Consider the following 19,529-nt stretch of genomic DNA (forward strand, 5'->3'; position numbering starts at 1 on the left):
CGTCCGGTCATCGCGGACAAGGTCCGCTCCTACGCCTCCGGCAAACACCACACCCCGTAGGATGGGTTGAGCGAAGCGATACCCATCACCAGGGTCCGATGGCTATCGCAAGCTCAACCCATCCTACGAATCGACGCCTGACCGAGAAGATGAAAAAGGGGCTCGAAGGCCCCTTTTCCACATCACCGGCGGGTTCAGGCAGCTTTCGCCTGGCCCAGGGTCACGGCGCGGTTCAGCGCGCTGAACAGGGCGCGGAAGCTGGCGGTGGTGATGTTCTCGTCGATGCCGATGCCGTGCAGCGAGCGGCCGCCTTCGACGCGCAGCTCGATGTAGGCTGCCGCGCGGGCGTTGGTGCCGGCGCCGATGGCGTGCTCGTTGTAGTCCATGATCTCGACTTCAACCGGCAGCGCGGCGACCAGGGCTTCCAGGGTGCCCTTGCCCTTGCCGTGCCAGCGGTGCTGCTCGCCCTTGTGGGTCACGTCGATGTCGATGGCGCAGATGCCGTTCTCTTCCTGCAGGCGGTAGTTCTTCAGGCCGAACGGCGAGACGGCTTGCAGGTACTCGCTCTGCAGCAGGTTGTAGATCTGCTCGGCGGTCATTTCCAGGCCGAGACGGTCGGTCTCGTTCTGCACCACCTGGCTGAACTCGATCTGCATGCGGCGCGGCAGGCTGATGCCGTATTCCTGTTCGAGCAGGAAGGTGATGCCGCCCTTGCCCGACTGGCTGTTGACGCGGATGACCGCCTCGTAGCTGCGGCCGATGTCGGCCGGGTCGATCGGCAGGTAGGGCACTTCCCACACGGCGTCGTCCTTCTGCTGGGCGAAGCCCTTGCGGATGGCGTCCTGGTGGGAGCCGGAGAAGGCGGTGTGGACCAGGTCGCCGACGTAGGGGTGACGCGGGTGCACCGGAATCTGGTTGCACTCTTCCACCACCTTGCGCACGGCGTCGATGTCGGAGAAGTCCAGCCCCGGGTTGATGCCTTGGGTGTACATGTTCAGCGCCATGGTCACCAGGCAGAGGTTGCCGGTGCGCTCGCCGTTGCCGAACAGGCAGCCTTCCACGCGGTCGGCGCCGGCCATCAGCGCCAGCTCCGAGGCGGCCACGCCGGTGCCGCGGTCGTTGTGGGTGTGCAGGCTGATGATCACGCTGTCGCGCTTGTCGATGTGGCGGCCGAACCACTCGATCTGGTCGGCGTAGTTGTTCGGCGTGGCGCACTCGACGGTGGCCGGCAGGTTGAGGATCAGGCGGTTGGCCGGGGTCGGCTGGAACACGTCGATCACCGCGTTGCACACCTCGACGGCGAAGTCGGTCTCGGTGGAGCTGAACACCTCGGGGGAGTACTCGAAGCCCCACTGGGTTTCCGGCGCGGCGGCGGCCAGGCGCTTGATGGTCTTGCCGGCGGCGATGGCGATCTGCTTGACGCCTTCCTTGTCCTGGTTGAAGACGATCTTGCGGAAGCTCGGCGCGCAGGCGTTGTAGTAGTGCACGATGGCGCGCTTGGCGCCCTTCAGCGACTCGAAGGTACGCTCGATGAGGTCGTCGCGGGCCTGGGTCAGCACCTGGATGGTGACGTCATCGGGAATGTGGCCGCCCTCGATCAGCTCGCGAACGAAGTCGAAGTCGGTCTGCGAGGCGGACGGGAAGCCCACTTCGATTTCCTTCAGGCCCACCTGCACCAGGCACTTGAAGAAGCGCATCTTCTTCTCGGCGTCCATCGGCTCGATCAGCGACTGGTTGCCGTCGCGCAGGTCGGTGCTCAGCCAGATCGGCGCCTTGTCGATGATCTTGTCCGGCCAGGTGCGGTCGGGCAGGGTGATCGGGGTGAAGGGACGGTATTTCTTCGACGGGTCTTTGAGCATGGTCATGGGCGGAATCCTTGTTCTTCCGGGCCAGCGGCGGCCCTGCGCGGTAGAAAGATGAAGAGGTGAAGCCGGGAAACGGATTCAGCCACGCAGTCGCGGGCTGACCAGGCGCAGGCAGGCGTGTTGGCGAAGCAGGATGAGGGTGTGTGCGGTTTTCATGACGACCACCCTAGTGCGCTTTGGGGGTGGATGGCAAGCATTGTGGAAAAATTGGTAGCCATAATCGGGTTATAAAAATAAACGAGATTTTCTGCTTCTGTATTCGCTTTATTGCGCAAGGAATTGCGAAGCGCTTTTTCTGCTTTACTCCCTGATGCGTCTCCATGCCGCACAGCATTGAGCCATCGGCGAATTGCGCCCATCGGCCCGGCAGGGTAAAACGCCGCCAATCGATTCGGGGACTTCCAGTGACAGGTCGCAGACGGCGAGGCACAGGACAAGGCACGGGCATCTGGCTGGCGCTCTTCGCCATGCTGATGATCCACCTCGGCCCGCTGCTGTCGCAGTCCATGCCCATGGACCACCCCATGCCGGCCATGGCCGGCATGGAAGACATGGCCTGCTCCGAACAGATGCGCGGCGGCCACCACGGCTCCGATGCCGCGCAGCAGGGCTTCTCCGCCGACCACTTCATGGAGAAGTGCGGCTACTGCGGCCTGCTGCTCCACAGCCCGGCGCTGCAAACCCCGCGCCTGGCGCTCTCCGCCGACCTGCCCGGGGCCGCCCCGGCGCCCCAGGTCGTCATCGAACAATCCATCCCGCCTTCGCCGATCTTCCCCGGCGCCCGTTCGCGCGCGCCGCCGTCCATGAGCGCCTGACCTTTCTTTCGCCGTAGCCAGCGCAAGCGCCATCGCGCACAGGAACCTTCCTCCGCGCGCGTCCGCCGCGCCTGGCCAGAAGAACATCGTCATGATCATGGAATTTCGCATGTCCAGACTCTTCCTGCGCGGGCGCGTTCGCCCGGCACGCCTACGCACCCTTTGCGCACTCACCGCCCTCGGCGGCATCGTCGGCCTGAGCCCTTCCGTTCGCGCCGACGAGGCCGACGACCCGCACGCCGGCCACCACGCCATCGAACTGCAACCCAGTGTCATCACCGCGGTGGCGCAGAGTTCGCCGCTGACCGTGGTCACCGATCCGAAGCAGGCGCGCCAGCCGATCCCGGCCAGCGACGGCGCCGACTACCTGAAGACCATCCCCGGCTTCTCCGCCATCCGCAACGGCGGCAGCAACGGCGACCCGGTGCTGCGCGGCATGTTCGGCTCGCGGCTGAACATCCTCACCAACGGCGGCGTGATGCTCGGCGCCTGCCCGGCGCGGATGGACGCGCCCACTTCCTATATCTCCCCGGAGACCTACGACAAGCTCACCGTGGTCAAGGGCCCGGAAACCGTGATCTGGGGCCCTGGCGCCTCGGCCGGGACCATCCGCTTCGACCGCGATCCGGAGCGCTTCGGCGAGCTGGGCACGCGGATAAACGGCAGCCTGGTGGCCGGCTCCAACGGCCGCTTCGACCGCGTGCTGGACGCAGCCGCCGGCGGCCCCGAGGGCTACCTGCGCTTCACCGGCAACCGCTCGCAGTCCGACGACTACGAGGACGGCGGCGGCAACACCGTGCCCTCGCGCTGGAACAAGTGGAACGGCGACGTCGCCCTGGGCTGGACGCCGGACGCCGACACCCTGGTCGAGCTGACCGCCGGCAAGGGCGACGGCGAGGCGCGCTACGCCGGGCGCGGCATGGATGGCTCGCAGTTCAAGCGCGAGAGCCTGGGCCTGCGCTTCGAGAAGTCCAACCTCGGCGGCGTGCTCGACAAGCTGGAGGCGCAGGTCTACTACAACTACGCCGACCACGTGATGGACAACTACAGCCTGCGCACGCCCTCGGGCACCGGCATGATGGCCGGGCCCATGGCCTCCAACGTCGACCGCCGCACCCTCGGCGGGCGCCTGGCGGCCACCTGGCGCTGGGATGATTTCAAGCTGATCTCCGGCGTCGACGCCCAGAGCAGCGAGCACCGCCAGCGCAGCGCCATGGGCATCGGCGCCTACGACGAGGTGCCGTGGAACAAGGACGCGGTCTTCCACGACTACGGCGCCTTCGCCGAGCTAACCTGGTACGCCGCCGAGCGCGACCGGGTGATCGCCGGCGCGCGCCTGGACCGCGCCTCGGCCAAGGACTACCGGCAGACCACCGGCTCGGGAATGATGACGCGGCCCAACCCCACGGCCGACGACACCCGCGCCGACACCCTGCCCAGCGGCTTCCTGCGCTACGAGCACGACCTGGCCGACTCGCCCACCACACTCTACGCCGGCCTCGGCCATGTGCAGCGCTTCCCCGACTACTGGGAGCTGTTTTCCCCGAACATGGGCCCGGCCGGCTCGGCCAACGCCTTCGACGCCATCAAGCCGGAGAAGACCACCCAGCTCGACTTCGGCGCCCAGTACGAGGGCGAGAAGCTCAAGGCCTGGGCTTCGGGCTACGTCGGTGAGATCCGCGACTACATCCTGTTCACCTACACCAGCGGCGGCATGATGGGTGCAACGTCCCAGGCGACCAACGTGGACGCACGCATCATGGGCGGTGAGCTGGGCGCGGCCTACCAGCTGACGCCGAACTGGAAGACCGACGCCACCCTGGCCTACGCCTGGGGCAAGAACACCAGCGACGACCGCGCGCTGCCGCAGATGCCGCCGCTGGAAACCCGCCTGGGCCTGACCTACGAGCAGGGCGACTGGAGCGCCGGCGCCCTCTGGCGCCTGGTGGCGAAGCAGGGGCGGGTGGCCGAGGGGCAGGGCAACGTGGTCGGCCAGGACTTCGACGAGAGCGCCGGCTTCGGCGTCTTCTCGCTCAACGCCGCGTACCGCGTGAACAAGCACTTCAAGGTCAGCACCGGCGTCGACAACCTGTTCGACAAGGACTACGCCGAGCACCTCAACCTCGCCGGCAACGCCGGCTTCGGCTACCCGGCGAACGACCCCCAGGCGATCCGCGAACCGGGCCGCACGCTCTGGACCAAGGTGGACTTCAGCTTCTGAGCCCCGGCGACCGCGGTCGCCGGCTTGAGTGGGGGCGCGAAGCGGCTATGCTGGCCGTGCCCCCGGCGAAGCCGCCCGCTCGACGGGCGGCCCATGAGATCGTTAGGAGTTTCCAACATGCGCAAGACCCTCCTGGCCCTGGCGGCCATGCTGTCCTTCTCCACCCCGCTGCTGGCCCACGAATACAAGGCCGGCGACCTCGACGTCGAACACCCCTGGTCGCTGCTGCTGCCGGCCAACTCGGAGAACGGCGCGGCCTATTTCGTCGTGCACAACCACGGCAAGGCGGCCGACCGCCTGCTCGGCGCCGACACCGAGCGCGCGGCCAGCGCCGAGGTCCACGAGCACCAGATGAAGGACGGCATGATGAAGATGCAGAAGATCGACGGCGTGGACATCCCCGCCGGCGGCACCGTCACCTTCGCCCCGGGCCATTACCACCTGATGCTGCTCGGCCTGAAGAAGCCGCTGGCCGACGGCGAGCGCTTCCCTGTGACCCTGCACTTCCAGCAGGCCGGCGACCTCAAGGTCGAGGTGCAGGTGCAGAAGCAGGCGCCCGAGGCAGGTGAGCACGGCATGTCCGGCCACGATATGTCGGGCCACGACATGCCCGGGATGAAGATGAACTGACCGTCCGGCCGGCCGTGCGCCGGCCTTTCTCCAGGGTGGGAAAATGGAACCGGGCCGGTTTCGGCTCGACAGGGGCCACCCGTCGTGGCCGGGAGGTGAGCATGCGCAATGTCCGCAGCGCCGCCATGCTGGCGGCTGCCGTTCTGCTGGCCGCCTGCAGCCAGTCCGGGCTGCGCAACGACCAGTTGCCCCTCGACCAGCACCTGGAACGCCTCGGCTACCGCCAGGGCGAGACGGTCAAGTCGATCCCGGTGTGGGAAACCCAGGGCTGGGAATACCTCGACAAGGGCCACATCGTCCTCGGCCACGCGCCCGGCCGGCGCTACCTGGTGGCCTTCTCCTCGCCGTGCGACAACCTGTCGTTCAGCAACCGCCTGAACATCGGCAGCACGGTGGGAGCGGTGACCAGGCTCGACCGCATCCTCTCGTATGACTCGAGCGGCATCCCCGAGCCCTGCCTGATCGGCGAGCTCTATCGCCTGGAGCGCTTGCCCAGCCGCGCGGAATGAAGCTTAGGGCTTGAAGGCGCCGATGAAGATCGCCGGGTCGACGCGGGCGTCGTTGAGGCTGACGTTCCAGTGCATGTGCGGCCCGGTGGCGCGGCCGGTGGCGCCGACGCGGCCGACCACGCCGCCGCGCGGTACCTGGTCGCCGAGCTTCACGTCGATCTTCGACATGTGGCAGAACATGCTGATGAAGCCCTGGCCATGGTCGACGAACACGGTGTTGCCGTTGAAGAAGTAGTTGCCGATGAGGATCACCTTGCCCGCCGCCGGGGCCTTGATCGGCGTGCCGGCGGGCACCGCGAAGTCCAGCCCGGAGTGCGGGTTGCGTTCCTCGCCATTGAAGAACCGGCGCAGGCCGAAGGGGCTGGAGAGCGGGCCGTTCACCGGCTTGTCCAGCACCAGGTTGCTCGGCGTGCCGGGGCTGAAGCTGCGGTAGGCGGCGGTCTGCTCGGCCAGCTCGCGGTTGATGCGCTTGAGGTCCTCGGGCAGCGGGTTGACCTGGCGGGTGTTCTTCAGGGTGATGCGCTGCTCGCGGTAGTGCTTGCTGCCGACCTGGAACGGCAGGCTGCGGTTGGCGCCGGCCTGCTTCACCTGCAGTTGTTGCTGGCCCGGCTTGACGCTGAGCGGGATGCCGACCACGGCGATCCAGTCGCGGCCTTCCTCGCGCACCACCAGCACCGGCTTGCCCTGGTAGCTGGCGCTCGGCGCCGGCCCCGCGCTGCCCAGCTGGACCACGGCGACGCCGCCGGGCACCGGCTTGTTCAGGGTACGGCTGATGAAACCCTCGGCATGGGAGGGCAGGGCGAGAAGGGTGGCGAACAGCAGGCAGAAGACGCGGAACATGGGCTTTCCGTAAATCCGGTAAAGCCGGCAGTCTACATGGCATGAACCCCGGCGGTGTAACCGTTGGCGGTTATTCGTCAGTCCCTGTAGGAGCAACTGTCTTGCCAGCTGCGCCGGGGTGATGGGTATCGCTCCGCTCAACGCCATCCTACGGGGCAGTCTTGCGCCGGAGGGTTCTTCGTAGGATGGGTTGAGCCTGCGAAACCCATGCGGTCGTGGTGATGGGTATCGCTTCGCTCAACGCCATCCTACGGGGCAATCTTGCGCCGGAGGGCTCTTCGTAGGATGGGTTGAGCCTGCGAAACCCATGCGGTCGTGGTGATGGGTATCGCTTCGCTCAACGCCATCCTACGGGGCAACCTTGTGCCGGAGGGCTCTTCGTAGGATGGGTTGAGCCTGCGAAACCCATGCGGTCGTGGTGATGGGTATCGCTTCGCTCAACACCATCCTACGGGCAATCTTGCGCCGGAGGGCTCTTCGTAGGATGGGTTGAGCCTGCGAAACCCATGCGGTCAATGCCCAGGTCAGTCCAGCAGCGAGAGGGTGACCGGGGCCTGGTGGTTGTCTTCCACCCGCACTTCCAGTTGGCCTTCGCCCAGTTTCGCGGTCAGGCGCTGGCCGGGCTGGGCCTGGGCGGCGCGGCGGATGGCCTGGCCGCGTTCGTCGAGGAGGATGCTGTAGCCGCGCCCGAGGGTCGCCAGCGGGCTGACGATGTGCAGGCTCTGGGCCAGGCCGTCGAGGCGCTGGCGGCGTTCGCGGAGGATCGCCCGGGTGGCGTGGGGCAGGCGCGCGGCCAGGCTGTCGAGCTTCTGCCGCAGCAGCGCCAGGGCACGGCCCGGGTGCTGTGCCTGCAGGCGCGTCTGCAGGCGGCCGATGCGTTCCTGGCGCACCTGCAGCTGGCGCTCGAAGGCGCGGCGCAGGCGCATGTCCAGGTCGTCCAGGCGCTGGGCCTGCTGGCGCAGGCGCTCGCCGGGGTGGCGCAGGCGCCGCGCGGTGCCTTCCAGGCGCAGGCGCTCGCGGGTCAGGCGGTCCTGGATGCGCAGGATCAGCCGGCGGCGCAGGCCGTCCAGGCGCTGCTGCAGGTCGCCGGCGTGCGGCGCCAGCAGCTCGGCGGCGGCCGAGGGCGTGGGCGCGCGGACGTCGGCGACGAAATCGCTGATGGAAACGTCGGTCTCGTGTCCCACGGCGCTGACCACCGGGGTGGCGCAGGCGGCGATGGCGCGGGCCACGACTTCCTCGTTGAAGCACCAGAGGTCCTCCAGCGAGCCGCCGCCGCGGGCCAGGATGATGGCGTCGAAGCCGCGCGCATCGGCCAGCTTCAGGGCGCGGACGATCTGCGCGGTGGCCTCGCGGCCCTGCACCGCGGTGGGCACCAGGGTCAGCTCGACCTGGGGTGCGCGGCGGCGGAACACGCTGATAATGTCGCGGATCACCGCGCCGGTGGGCGAGCTGACGATGCCGATGCGCCGCGGATGTGCCGGCAGCGGCCGCTTGCGCTCGGCGGCGAACAGGCCCTCGGCGGCGAGCTTCTGCTTCAGCGCCTCGAAGGCCAGGCGCAGGGCGCCGTCGCCGGCCGGTTCGACGGCGTCGGCGATCAGCTGGTAGTCGCCGCGGCCCTCGAACAGCGAGACCTTGCCGCGCACCTTGACCGCCAGGCCGTCGCGCAGGGCCTGGCGCACGCGCAGGGCGTGCTGGCGGAACAGCGCGCAGCGCACCTGGGCGTTGCCGTCCTTCAGAGTGAAATAGATGTGCCCGGAGGCGGGGCGGGCGAGGTTGGATATCTCGCCTTCCACCCACACCTGCGGGAACACGTCCTCCAGGAGCTGGCGGGCGCGCTGGTTGAGCTGGCTGACGGTCAGCACCTCGCGGTCGAGGCCCAGCCGTTGAAAAGGGTCATTGAGCATGGCGCTGGATGATAAGCCCGGGGCCTTGCCGAGGGCCAGCGCGAAACCCGCGAATCCAGCGGTCGGGCGCGTTGAGCCCGAGCGTGAAGCTGGGGTATAATGCCGCGCTTCCATTTTCCCGTGTGGGAGCCCTCGCCATGCTGCGCATCAGCCAAGAAGCCCTGACGTTCGACGACGTCCTCCTCATCCCCGGTTACTCCGAGGTCCTGCCCAAGGACGTGAGTCTGAAGACTCGCCTGACCCGGGGCATCGAACTGAACATCCCGCTGGTGTCCGCCGCCATGGATACCGTGACCGAATCCCGCCTGGCGATCGCCATGGCGCAGGAAGGCGGTATCGGCATCATCCACAAGAACATGGGCATCGAGCAGCAGGCTGCCGAGGTGCGCAAGGTCAAGAAGCACGAGACCGCCATCGTTCGCGACCCGGTCACCGTGACGCCCTCGACCAAGATCATCGAGCTGCTGCAGATCGCCCGCGAGTACGGCTTCTCCGGCTTCCCGGTGGTGGAAGAGGGTGAGCTGGTGGGCATCGTCACCGGCCGCGACCTGCGCGTGAAGCCGAACGTCGGCGACAGCGTGGCGGCGATCATGACGCCCAAGGACAAGCTGATCACCGCCCGCGAAGGCACCGCCCTGGAAGAGATCAAGGCCAAGCTGTACGAGAACCGCATCGAGAAGATGCTGGTGGTCGACGAACAGTTCCGCCTCACCGGCCTGGTCACCTTCCGTGACATCGAGAAGGCCAAGACCTACCCGCTGGCCTCCAAGGACGAGCAGGGCCGCCTGCGCGTCGGCGCCGCCGTCGGCACCGGCGCCGATACCGCCGAGCGCGTCGCCGCGCTGGTCGCCGCCGGCGTCGACGTAGTGGTGGTGGACACCGCCCACGGCCACTCCAAGGGCGTGATCGACCGCGTGCGCTGGGTGAAGGAAACCTTCCCGCAGGTCCAGGTGATCGGCGGCAACATCGCCACCGGCGAAGCCGCCAAGGCCCTGGCCGACGCCGGCGCCGACGCGGTCAAGGTCGGCATCGGCCCGGGCTCCATCTGCACCACCCGCATCGTCGCCGGTGTCGGCGTGCCGCAGATCTCGGCCATCGCCAACGTCGCCGCCGCCCTTGAGGGCACCGGCGTCCCGCTGATCGCCGATGGCGGCATCCGCTTCTCCGGCGACCTGGCCAAGGCCATGGTGGCTGGCGCCTACTGCGTGATGATGGGCTCCATGTTCGCCGGCACCGAAGAGGCCCCGGGCGAGATCGAGCTGTTCCAGGGCCGTTCCTACAAGTCCTACCGCGGCATGGGCTCCCTGGGTGCGATGGCTGGCGCCACCGGCTCCTCCGACCGCTACTTCCAGGACGCCTCCGCCGGCGCCGAGAAGCTGGTCCCCGAGGGCATCGAAGGCCGCGTCCCGTACAAGGGCCAGCTGACCGCCATCGTCCACCAGCTGATGGGTGGCCTGCGCGCCGCCATGGGCTACACCGGCAGCGCCGACATCCAGGACATGCGCACCCGGCCGCAATTCGTGCGCATCACCGGCGCCGGCATGGCCGAATCCCACGTGCATGACGTGCAGATCACCAAAGAGGCCCCGAACTACCGTGTAGGTTGATCGGGTCGCAATCGAATTGGCGCTGGAAGCTGGAAGCCAGAAGCTGGAAGTTGAATTCCGGTCTCTGCTTCCAGCTTCTGGCTTTCAGCTTCCAGCTATTCCGAAGGAAAGCCCATGTCCCAAGACATTCACGCTCACCGGATCCTGATCCTCGACTTCGGTTCCCAGTACACCCAGCTGATCGCCCGCCGCGTGCGCGAGATCGGTGTGTACTGCGAAATCCACCCGTTCGACATGAGCGACGACGACATCCGCGCCTTCGCCCCGCGCGGCATCATCCTGGCCGGCGGCCCGGAGTCGGTGCACGAGCTGGACAGCCCGCGCGCGCCCAAGGCGGTGTTCGACCTGAACGTGCCGCTGTTCGGCATCTGCTACGGCATGCAGACCATGGCCGAGCAACTGGGCGGCAAGGTGCAGGGTTCGGACCTGCGCGAGTTCGGCTACGCCCGCGTAGACGTGGTCGGCAAGGCGCGCCTGCTGGACGGCATCGAGGACCACGTCGATGAAGACGGCGTGCTCGGCCTCGACGTGTGGATGAGCCACGGCGACAAGGTCACCGACATCCCCGAGGGCTTCCACATCCTCGCCAGTACCCCGAGCTGCCCGATCGCCGCCATGGCCGACGACGCCCGCGGCTACTACGGCGTGCAGTTCCACCCGGAAGTGACCCACACCAAGCAGGGCGGCCGCATCCTCTCGCGCTTCGTGCTGGACATCTGCGGCTGCGAAGCCCTGTGGACGCCGTCGAACATCGTCAACGACGCCATCGCCACCGTGCGCGCCCAGGTGGGCAACGCCAAGGTGCTGCTGGGCCTGTCCGGCGGCGTCGACTCCTCGGTGGTCGCGGCCCTGCTGCACAAGGCCATCGGCGACCAGCTGACCTGCGTCTTCGTCGACAACGGCCTGCTGCGCCTGCACGAGGGCGACCAGGTGATGGCCATGTTCGCCGAGAACATGGGCGTCAAGGTGATCCGCGCCAACGCCGAAGACAAGTTCCTCGGCCGCTTGGCCGGCGTCGCCGACCCGGAAGAGAAGCGCAAGATCATCGGCCGCACCTTCATTGAGGTCTTCGATGAGGAAGCCACCAAGCTGCAGGACGTGAAGTTCCTCGCCCAGGGCACCATCTACCCCGACGTGATCGAGTCGGCCGGCGCCAAGACCGGCAAGGCCCACGTGATCAAGTCGCACCACAACGTCGGCGGCCTGCCCGAAGACATGCAGTTCGAACTGGTCGAGCCGCTGCGCGAGCTGTTCAAGGACGAAGTGCGCAAGATCGGCCTGGAGCTGGGCCTGCCCTACGACATGGTCTACCGCCACCCGTTCCCCGGCCCGGGCCTGGGCGTGCGCATCCTCGGCGAAGTGAAGAAGGAATACGCCGACCTGCTGCGCCGCGCCGACCACATCTTCATCGAAGAGCTGCGCAACTTCGACTGGTACCACAAGACCAGCCAGGCCTTCGTGGTGTTCCAGCCGGTGAAATCCGTCGGCGTGGTCGGCGACGGCCGCCGCTACGCCTGGGTCGTGGCCCTGCGCGCGGTGGAAACCATCGACTTCATGACCGCACGCTGGGCGCACCTGCCCTACGAGCTGCTGGAGAAGGTCAGCAACCGCATCATCAACGAGATCGAAGGCATCTCCCGCGTCACCTACGACGTGTCGAGCAAGCCGCCGGCGACCATCGAGTGGGAGTGAGTTAGCCTCCCTGCGGGGCTATCACTAATGCTTGAAAGCCTGCCGTAGCATATTGATCCATTGGAAGATATGTTACGGCGGCTGTCGGTGCTGCCGCCTGCCAGCGGAACGGGCTGGTGGTTGAAGCGGTAATTCAGGATCCTCTCGTTCACTCCCCCACTCTTGACGGTAAAAGTCTTCTTGGAAAGCTTGCTTCATGCGGCTTTCCTTGCATCGGCCGGCTCTTGGCCCCTGACGGTAGAAGCCGTTACGAACCGTCACCTTCCTTTACGATTATCGTCTCAATGAGCGCCAGAACCCTGGCTGTCGGCATCAGGGCCTGCCGATATTTCTCTCGCCCTGGCCACGAAAGGTCGATGGCATGGTGTTCTCCTGTGCATCTGTTGCAGCTGGGCGGTGTTGGGTTTACCGTTCAAAGAAAAAGATCAATATCAGTGGTCTTTTTTGTCTTTCGTTAAACCGCTTCGATCTTGAAAGGTTTATAAAAACTGTATTTTGAGCACTATAAGTGATCAAAAGTCAGGAAAGCTGAACCTGCTGCTGACTGAGCTAAGTGATACGCGGCTTATCTCGAGTCGCTGGTTGCGGGCCCACGGCTATTCCAACAGCCTCGTCGCGCGCTATGTGAGCAGCGGCTGGCTGGTGTCGCCAGTACGCGGCGTGTATATGCGCAAGGGCGGCCGCCTGCAATGGGAGGGTGTGGTTCGCAGCATACAGGTTGGGGAAGGCATGCCTTTGCATGTCGGTGGCCGTTTCGCGTTGAGCCTGCAGGGGCATGAGCACTACCTGCGCTTGGGCGATGCCGGAACCATCACGCTATATGGGCCGGAACGGCCACCGGGTTGGCTCGGCAAGCTGCCACTGGCGCAGCGTTTCGAGTTCCTGGGCAGGGGAGTCTTCGATCTACCGCCCTTGTCGTTCACCGTGGCGGTGTCCGAGAAGACTCTATCCGAGCAAGGGCTGGCCTGGTACCGGGCTGCGCCGGGCGCCGATTCCCTGGTCTGCTCTACGCCCGAGCGGGCCATGCTGGAGCTGTGCGATGGCGTTGCGGACGCAGCGTTGGTCTATGAAGCCGATGCGTTGATGCAAGGCATGACGACTCTGCGGCCGCAGCGGCTCAGCTCGTTGTTGCGTCACTGCTGCAGCATCAAGGCCAAGCGGGTGTTCCTGGCGTTGGCCGAGCGCCATCGGCATGCGTGGCTGTCGCACGTTTCACTGGATGGCGTAGATCTGGGGCGAGGAAAGCGTGCGCTGGTGCCCGGTGGGCGATTGCATCCGACTTACCAGATCACCTTGCCGGAAGACCTCGATGAACACTTGGCTTGAGCATTTGGACCAGCGCTATACCGACCGTGTGCGGCTCTTGGTCGAGATACTGCCAGTGCTGGAGCAGGAGCCGCGCTTTGCGCTCAAGGGCGGTACGGCCATCAATCTGTTCGAGCACGACCTGCCACGCTTGTCGGTGGACATCGATTTAGCCTGGTTGCCGGTGCATGACTATGCCGAAGATGCAAAGCTGATCGCGGAAGCGCTCGGGCGACTGGCCGATGTACTGCGTGCCCATCCCCTGCGGCTGCAGGTGCAGGAGGCGGCTGGGGAGGGCGCTGGTGTCACGCGACTGGTGGCCAGTCGCGGCCGTGCGCGCGTGCAGATCGAGACGACGCCGGTTATGCGTGGCACGGTGCACCCGCCGCGGAAAATGGTGGTGCGCCCGAGAGTCGAGGAGGCATTCGGCTTCGCCTCGGTGCAGGTGCTGAACTTTGCCGACCTCTATGCCGGTAAGCTGGCTGCCGCGTTGTCGAGGCAGCATCCACGCGATCTTTTCGATATCGGCCTGCTGCTTGAAGACGAACGAGCGGATCAGATGCTCTGGCGGACTTTTCTCGTCTACCTGAGCTGTAGTCCCAAACCTGCTTGGGAGATGCTGGCGCCTCGCGTGCCAGCGGATTTCTCGGCGACCTTCGAAGCGCATTTCAAAGGCATGACGGCTGAGCCTATCGAGGCCAGAGCCTTGCTGGACATCCATGAGCGCCTGCTGACGCGTGTAGCCGGTTGGCTGGATGAGTCGTCGTGTGCGTTCCTGCTATCCATCGAGGATCAGCAGCCGGATTTCGATCTGATCGGGCTTGCGCAGGCAGCCGATTTGCCGGCTGTGCGGCGCAAGCTGCACAACCTGGCCCAGCGCACCGATGCCAAGCGGCTGGCGGATCGGAAGCTGCTGGAGGAAACGCTGGATCGGATCCTTGGTGCCAGATGAGGTGAGGTGCTTTCCCTCATTACCGAGTCGGAGCCTGCGGCTTCAACCACGCTCGACGCGTGGGGCGAACCCTGCGGTCTCGAGGCGGGGAACCGTACGTGCGATAGTGTGAGAGGGGAGGCGGGTGTGGGCCCGTCTCCTTCTCGTTTCAGGCTGGTTGATAATGCCATTCCGCTTTGCGTTAGGTGCACAGGGGGTATCCCTTGTCGCAACCAACGCCAGTTGTATGGCCTGCGCCGCCCCGTCGTCGTTTCAGCGGCCGACGAAGTTCGCCTCGCGGCGTTCGAGGAAGGAGGCCACGCCTTCCTTGACGTCCTCGCTGCCCATCAGCGGTTGCAGGTCCGGCAGCAGGCGGCGGGCGGCTTCCGTCTCGCCTTCGGCCAGGGCCAGGCGCGCGCTGGCCAGGGTGGCGCGCACGCCCAGCGGGGCCTGGCGGGCGATGCGTTCGGCTATGGCCAGGGCTGCGGCGAATTCCTCGCCGGGGGCCGTCACTTCCTGCACCAGGCCCATGCGCTGGGCTTCCCGGGCGTCGAATTCGTCGCCGGTGAGCAGGTAGCGCATGGTGTTGCCCCAGCCGATGTTCTGCACGAAGCGGATGGTTGCCCCGCCCACGGCGTAGATGCCGCGCTTGACCTCGATCTGGCCGAAGCGCGCATCTTCCGCGGCGACGCGCACGTCGGCGGCCAGCATCAGTTCCAGGGCGGCGGTGAAGCAGACGCCGCGGGCGGCGACCACGATCGGCTTGGCCACCCGCCGCGCCGGGTCCAGGCCGAAGGGGTCGCAGGCGCCCGGGGGCAGTTCGGGGAAGCGGCCGCTGGCGAACTGCGGGCCCCACTTGTCCAGCTCCAGGCCGGCGCAGAAGTGCTGGCCCTCGCCGTAGAGCAGGCCGCAGCGCAGTTCGTCGTCGCCTTGCAGTTCACCGTAGGCGTCGGCCAGCGCCAGATACAGCTCCACGTCCATGGCGTTGTACTTTTCCGGGCGGTTCAGCCCGATGCAGAGCACATGGCCCTTTCGTTCCACCTTCAGTTTCTGGCTCATGCCTCGTCTCTCTCGTCGTCAATGGCGGGGTGCCGCCGTGGAAGCGAAGTTATCCAGATAGCCTTCCGCGGCGCCGCTGTCCATGTCTGTCAGGCATTTGCTGAGGCTGCCCGGGATGCGACATCGCGCGCCGTCTTCGCGCTCGCCTTGCCACCGGGAAAATGAGAAAATCTTGCATTTGCGAGATACCCGCAGGGGTTGGGGGAGACATGAGCTTTACCCGCAGACAGGTACTGGGTGGCATCGCCGGCCTCGCCGTGGTCGGCCTCGGCGCCGGCGGCGCGCGTCTATGGCTGGCGCGCCCGCAGGTGACCGCGGAGCACGACTACGAACTGATCGCCGCGCCCATGGACCTGGAGCTGGTGCCCGGGCACAAGACCCCGGCGCTGCTCTACGGCAACCGCTTCCCCGGCTTCGAGATCCGCGCCCGCCAGGGCGACTGGCTGCGCGTGCGCTTCACCAACAAACTGGACCAGCCGACCACCATCCACTGGCACGGCATCCGCCTGCCCATCGAGATGGACGGCGTGCCCTACATCTCGCAGCCGCCGGTGCAGCCGGGGCAGAGCTTCGTCTACCTGTTCAAGACCCCCGACGCCGGCAGCTACTGGTACCACCCGCACCTGATGAGCAGCGAGCAGCTGGGCCGCGGCCTGGTCGGCCCGCTGATCATCGACGAGCGCGAGCCCAGCGGCTTCAGCCACGAGAAAATCCTCTGCCTGAAGACCTGGCACGTGGACGAGCAGGGCGCCTTCACCGCCTTCAGCGTGCCGCGCGAGGCCGCCCGCGAGGGCACCCGCGGCAGCCTGTCGACCATCAACGGCGAGCACGTGCCGGTGATCGAGCTGCCCGCCGGCCAAGTGACCCGCGTGCGCATCCTCAACATCGACAACACCGTGACCTACCGGCTCAACCTGCCGGGCAGCGAGGCGAAGATCTACGCCATCGACGGCCACCCGGTGGAGCCGCGGGACCTCGACGAGCAGTACTGGATCGGCCCGGGCATGCGCCTGGAGCTGGCCATCCGCGGCCCGGCCGAGGGCCAGGAGCTGTCCCTGCGCGACGGCGTGGTGCGCCTGGGCACGGTGCGCGGCGTGGCGCCGCTGCAGGGTGGTTCCGCCGAATGGCCGCCGGCGCTGCCGCACAACCCGGTGAGCGAGCCGGACCTGGACAAGGCCGAGACCATCGACTTCAAGTTCGAGTGGGTGGGCGCCATGACCGACTACTCCAAGGGCCAGGCGACCCCGTCGCTGTGGCAGATCAACGGCGTGGCCTGGCAGGGCGGCGAGGAGCACAAGCACAACGCGCCGCCGCTGGCCAAGCTGGAGCTGGGCAAGAGCTACATCTTCACCCTGCGCAACCTGACGCAGTACCAGCACCCGATCCACCTGCACGGCATGACCTTCAAGGTGCTGGCGTCCAACCGCCGCAAGATCATCCCGTACTACAGTGATACCTACCTGCTGGGCAAGAACGAGAGCGCGAAGGTGGCGCTGGTGGCGGACAACCCCGGCCTGTGGATGTTCCACTGCCACGTCATCGACCATATGGAGACCGGCCTGATGGGCACCATCGCCGTGGGTGACGCCTGGTGCGGCTGACCAACAGCAAGGGCCACCCGACGGTGAAGGGGCTGGCCCCGGTGATCGACCGCAGCCGCGACCGCGAATTCATGCGCGAGGCCATGGCCCTGGCCGAGCAGGGCGCGGCCCTGGGCGAGGTGCCGGTGGGCGCGGTGCTGGTGCTGGAGGGCCAGGTCGTCGGCCGTGGCTTCAACCAGCCGATCACCGCCCACGACCCCAGCGCTCATGCCGAGATGGTCGCCATTCGCGAAGCCGCGGCGGCGGCCGGCAACTACCGCCTGCCCGGCAGCACCCTCTACGTCACCCTGGAGCCCTGCAGCATGTGCGCCGGCCTGCTGGTGCACGCGCGCATCCAGCGCCTGGTCTATGCCGCCACCGAGCCGAAGTCGGGGGTGGTGGTCAGCCGGGGGGAGTTCTTTGCCCAGGAGTTCCTCAACCACAAGGTGCTGGTGGAGGGTGGGGTGCTGGCGGAGGAGTGCAGTGCGATGTTGTCGGCCTTTTTTAAGGCTCGGCGCAAGGGATAGGGCGCGGCGTCCTACGCGAATCGCGGACGGAGTCTGCTCCTGCGATAGTGCATTCCTGAAAACTGTCTTGCCGGCGGAGCGCCGAGGCGCTTTTCGTAGGATGGGTTGAGCTTGCGATACCCATCGGATCATGGTGATGGGTATCGCTTCGCTCAACACCATCCTACGGGTGTTGTGTTTGCCGGAGGCTCCGGCGCGATTCGCGGATGAGAGCCGCTACGCTGCCCCGCTCGCGCCATTCCCATGTAGGAGCGCGCCCTGCGCGCGAAATCGCGGGCAGGGCCCGCTCCTACAGTTGTCCGCAGATGCTCTGCGCTTCAGAGCTTCTCGTCGGGCTCTTCGCTGGGCCGGGTCTTGTTCACCCCCGGCAGGTGCAGGCCGCTCTCGGCCAGTTGGCCACCCTCGAGTTGCGGCTGGGTCACCCAGGTGAGGATGTCGTAGTAGCGCCGCACGTTCTGCACGAAATGCACGGTCTCGCCGCCGCGGGCGTAGCCGTAGCGGGTCTTGCGGAACCACTGCTTCTGCGACAGGCGCGGCAGCATCTTCTTCACGTCCAGCCACTTGTCCGGGTTCAGGCCTTCCTGCTGGGCCAGCTTGCGGGCGTCGTCGAGGTGGGCGCTGCCGATGTTGTAGGAGGCCAGGGCGAACCAGCTGCGGTCCGGCTCCTTGATGCTGTCCGGCAGCTCGTCGCGGATCTGGTCGAAGTACTTGCCGCCGCCCTGGATGCTCTGCTTGGCGTCGAGGCGGTTGGACACGCCCATGGCCTGGGCGGTGCGGTTGGTCAGCATCATCAGGCCGCGCACGCCGGTCTTGGAGGTGGCGTCGGGCTGCCACATGGACTCCTGGTAGCCGATGGCGGCGAGCAGGCGCCAGTCCATCTTCAGCGTCTGGGCGATCTGCTTGAAGTGCGTTTCGTAGCGCGGCAGGCGCTGCTGCAGGTGCTGGGCGAAGGTGTAGGCGCCGACGTAGCCGAGCACGTCGACGTGGCCGTAGTAGCGGTCCTTCAGGTGCTGCAGGGTGCCGTCCTGCTTGACCTTGTCGAGGAACTTGTTGACCTCGGCGTACAGGCTGTCGTCCGTCCCGCCGGGCAAGGCCCAGGCCAGGCCGCGGGCGTCGCCGAAGTCGAAGGCCACGCGCACGTTGGGGAAGTAGACCTGGTTCATCGCCAGCTCGTTGGAGTCGATCAGCGTCAGGTCGATGTCGCCGACGTCCACCATGCGCAGCAGGTCGACCATCTCGTCGGCGTCGGATTCCTTGTACTCCAGCTTCGGGTACTTCTTCTTCAGCTCGGCCAGCTGCATGGCGTGGCTGCTGCCCTTGAGCACCACGATGCGCTTGCCGACCAGGTCGTCAGGGCGGGTGGGGCGCGGGTCGCCATTGCGGTAGACGACCTGGGGAGTGACGTCCAGGTAGGAGTGCGAGAAGCGTACGGAGGTCTCCCGCTCGCCGCCGGGGGTGAGGCCGGCGGCGGCCAGGTCGGGGCCGCCGGATTGGCCGAGCTTGCTGTAGAGGTCGTCGAGGTTGTCGGCGGTCTCCATCTGCAGCTTCACCCCCAGGTGATCGGCGAAGCGCTTGGCCAGCTCGTATTCGAAGCCGGTCTCGCCGTTGCGATCCTGGAAGTAGGTGGCCGGGCTGTTGCGGGTTATCACCCGCAGCACTCCGTCCTTCTGTACCCGCTCCAGGGCCGTGGGGGCTTTCGCCTCGCTACAGCCGGAGAGCAGCAGAAAGATACAGGTCGCCAGGATCCATACGGCGGAGCGCACGCGGGACGGGTTCAGGGCAAACATCGGCGCAGTATACGCCAAGGTCGCGGAGCCCAATATCTGGACAGCCGGGGGCATCTCTGCTAGCGGCTTCGTTTCAGGGGCCGTGCCAGACGCCGGCCGGGGGCCCGGGGCGCGCCTGGAGCGGGCGTGCGGCGAGCCCGCTCGAAAGCGTTCGAAGATGAATGGCGCCGCTCCCCCGCCCAATGGCAGAAAGCCCTCGCCGTCGGCCGAGCTGCAGGTGCCGCCGGGGCATGCTTTACGGTAGAATGCACGGCCTC

Annotated in this window: 15 protein-coding genes; 10 read left to right on the forward strand and 5 right to left on the reverse strand. The window is 66.8% G+C overall.

Annotated elements, in window-relative coordinates; translation table 11 throughout:
• Positions 1-194: 194 nt before the first annotated feature.
• Positions 195-1,865 (reverse strand): 2-isopropylmalate synthase, encoded by a 1,671-nt coding sequence (leuA, locus tag RN02_RS13160; RefSeq protein ID WP_043314905.1) that lies wholly within the window; start codon positions 1,863-1,865, stop codon positions 195-197.
• A gap of 404 nt (positions 1,866-2,269) precedes the next feature.
• Between leuA and RN02_RS13165 the strand changes: the two genes are divergently transcribed.
• The 4 genes from RN02_RS13165 (at position 2,270) to RN02_RS13180 (ending at position 6,040) form a co-directional block, all read left to right on the forward strand.
• Entirely contained in the window at positions 2,270-2,680 is a 411-nt protein-coding gene (locus tag RN02_RS13165; RefSeq protein WP_043314906.1) for a DUF2946 domain-containing protein, read from the forward strand.
• 109 nt (positions 2,681-2,789) lie between these two features.
• The gene (locus RN02_RS13170; protein WP_152623757.1) at positions 2,790-4,901 is read left to right on the forward strand and encodes a TonB-dependent copper receptor; all 2,112 of its coding nucleotides are present in this window, start codon (positions 2,790-2,792) and stop codon (positions 4,899-4,901) included.
• A gap of 117 nt (positions 4,902-5,018) precedes the next feature.
• Positions 5,019-5,531 (forward strand): copper chaperone PCu(A)C, encoded by a 513-nt coding sequence (locus RN02_RS13175; RefSeq protein WP_043314907.1) that lies wholly within the window; start codon positions 5,019-5,021, stop codon positions 5,529-5,531.
• 101 nt (positions 5,532-5,632) lie between these two features.
• Positions 5,633-6,040 (forward strand): DUF6491 family protein, encoded by a 408-nt coding sequence (locus tag RN02_RS13180; RefSeq protein ID WP_043314908.1) that lies wholly within the window; start codon positions 5,633-5,635, stop codon positions 6,038-6,040.
• Between the two features lie 3 nt (positions 6,041-6,043).
• Here the strand turns inward: RN02_RS13180 and RN02_RS13185 are convergent, their stop codons facing one another.
• Together RN02_RS13185 and xseA are read right to left on the reverse strand one after the other, a co-directional pair.
• Entirely contained in the window at positions 6,044-6,880 is an 837-nt protein-coding gene (locus RN02_RS13185) for a M23 family metallopeptidase (RefSeq protein WP_043314909.1), read from the reverse strand.
• A 524-nt stretch (positions 6,881-7,404) separates the two neighbouring features.
• Positions 7,405-8,784: an exodeoxyribonuclease VII large subunit gene (gene xseA / locus RN02_RS13190; protein ID WP_043314911.1), complete on the reverse strand. Its 1,380-nt coding sequence runs from the start codon at positions 8,782-8,784 to the stop codon at positions 7,405-7,407.
• Between the two features lie 137 nt (positions 8,785-8,921).
• On the opposite strand from xseA, the gene guaB reads away from it, so the two are divergent.
• From guaB to RN02_RS13210, 4 genes are all read left to right on the forward strand, one after another.
• Positions 8,922-10,391, forward strand: a complete 1,470-nt coding sequence (guaB, locus tag RN02_RS13195; protein ID WP_009616195.1) for an IMP dehydrogenase — start codon at positions 8,922-8,924, stop codon at positions 10,389-10,391.
• A gap of 114 nt (positions 10,392-10,505) precedes the next feature.
• Positions 10,506-12,083: a glutamine-hydrolyzing GMP synthase gene (guaA, locus tag RN02_RS13200; RefSeq protein WP_043271436.1), complete on the forward strand. Its 1,578-nt coding sequence runs from the start codon at positions 10,506-10,508 to the stop codon at positions 12,081-12,083.
• 495 nt (positions 12,084-12,578) lie between these two features.
• Complete coding sequence (locus RN02_RS13205) at positions 12,579-13,409, forward strand: type IV toxin-antitoxin system AbiEi family antitoxin domain-containing protein (RefSeq protein ID WP_236695184.1); 831 nt, start codon at positions 12,579-12,581, stop codon at positions 13,407-13,409.
• Positions 13,393-14,340 (forward strand): nucleotidyl transferase AbiEii/AbiGii toxin family protein, encoded by a 948-nt coding sequence (locus RN02_RS13210; protein WP_043314912.1) that lies wholly within the window; start codon positions 13,393-13,395, stop codon positions 14,338-14,340. The genes RN02_RS13205 and RN02_RS13210 overlap by 17 nt, the downstream gene beginning before the upstream one ends.
• A gap of 252 nt (positions 14,341-14,592) precedes the next feature.
• On the opposite strand, the gene RN02_RS13215 is transcribed toward RN02_RS13210, so the two are convergent.
• On the reverse strand, positions 14,593-15,378 hold the full coding sequence (locus tag RN02_RS13215; protein ID WP_043314913.1) for a crotonase/enoyl-CoA hydratase family protein: 786 nt from the start codon (positions 15,376-15,378) through the stop codon (positions 14,593-14,595).
• A gap of 209 nt (positions 15,379-15,587) precedes the next feature.
• Between RN02_RS13215 and RN02_RS13220 the strand changes: the two genes are divergently transcribed.
• The gene (locus RN02_RS13220; protein ID WP_009616296.1) at positions 15,588-16,979 is read left to right on the forward strand and encodes a multicopper oxidase family protein; all 1,392 of its coding nucleotides are present in this window, start codon (positions 15,588-15,590) and stop codon (positions 16,977-16,979) included.
• A complete protein-coding gene (tadA, locus tag RN02_RS13225; RefSeq protein WP_043314914.1) occupies positions 16,967-17,485 on the forward strand; it encodes a tRNA adenosine(34) deaminase TadA in 519 nt (172 codons plus the stop codon). The genes RN02_RS13220 and tadA overlap by 13 nt, the downstream gene beginning before the upstream one ends.
• Positions 17,486-17,802: 317 nt before the next feature.
• Here tadA and mltF read toward each other — a convergent pair whose 3' ends face one another.
• The gene (gene mltF / locus RN02_RS13230; protein ID WP_043271429.1) at positions 17,803-19,272 is read right to left on the reverse strand and encodes a membrane-bound lytic murein transglycosylase MltF; all 1,470 of its coding nucleotides are present in this window, start codon (positions 19,270-19,272) and stop codon (positions 17,803-17,805) included.
• Positions 19,273-19,529: the final 257 nt, after the last annotated feature.

Origin of the sequence: Pseudomonas sp. PI1, assembly GCF_000812405.1 — a bacterium.
Classification (GTDB): Bacteria; Pseudomonadota; Gammaproteobacteria; order Pseudomonadales; family Pseudomonadaceae; genus Pseudomonas; species Pseudomonas citronellolis.

Coding starts and splice junctions, on each gene's coding strand:
- RN02_RS13170 (WP_152623757.1), top strand. CDS start 2,790: ATGTCCAGACTCTTCCTGCGCGGGCGCGTTCGCCCGGCACGCCTACGC.
- xseA (WP_043314911.1), bottom strand. CDS start 8,784: ATGCTCAATGACCCTTTTCAACGGCTGGGCCTCGACCGCGAGGTGCTG.
- mltF (WP_043271429.1), bottom strand. CDS start 19,272: ATGTTTGCCCTGAACCCGTCCCGCGTGCGCTCCGCCGTATGGATCCTG.
- RN02_RS13220 (WP_009616296.1), top strand. CDS start 15,588: ATGAGCTTTACCCGCAGACAGGTACTGGGTGGCATCGCCGGCCTCGCC.
- RN02_RS13180 (WP_043314908.1), top strand. CDS start 5,633: ATGCGCAATGTCCGCAGCGCCGCCATGCTGGCGGCTGCCGTTCTGCTG.
- RN02_RS13185 (WP_043314909.1), bottom strand. CDS start 6,880: ATGTTCCGCGTCTTCTGCCTGCTGTTCGCCACCCTTCTCGCCCTGCCC.
- RN02_RS13215 (WP_043314913.1), bottom strand. CDS start 15,378: ATGAGCCAGAAACTGAAGGTGGAACGAAAGGGCCATGTGCTCTGCATC.
- RN02_RS13210 (WP_043314912.1), top strand. CDS start 13,393: ATGAACACTTGGCTTGAGCATTTGGACCAGCGCTATACCGACCGTGTG.
- guaA (WP_043271436.1), top strand. CDS start 10,506: ATGTCCCAAGACATTCACGCTCACCGGATCCTGATCCTCGACTTCGGT.
- guaB (WP_009616195.1), top strand. CDS start 8,922: ATGCTGCGCATCAGCCAAGAAGCCCTGACGTTCGACGACGTCCTCCTC.
- leuA (WP_043314905.1), bottom strand. CDS start 1,865: ATGACCATGCTCAAAGACCCGTCGAAGAAATACCGTCCCTTCACCCCG.
- RN02_RS13175 (WP_043314907.1), top strand. CDS start 5,019: ATGCGCAAGACCCTCCTGGCCCTGGCGGCCATGCTGTCCTTCTCCACC.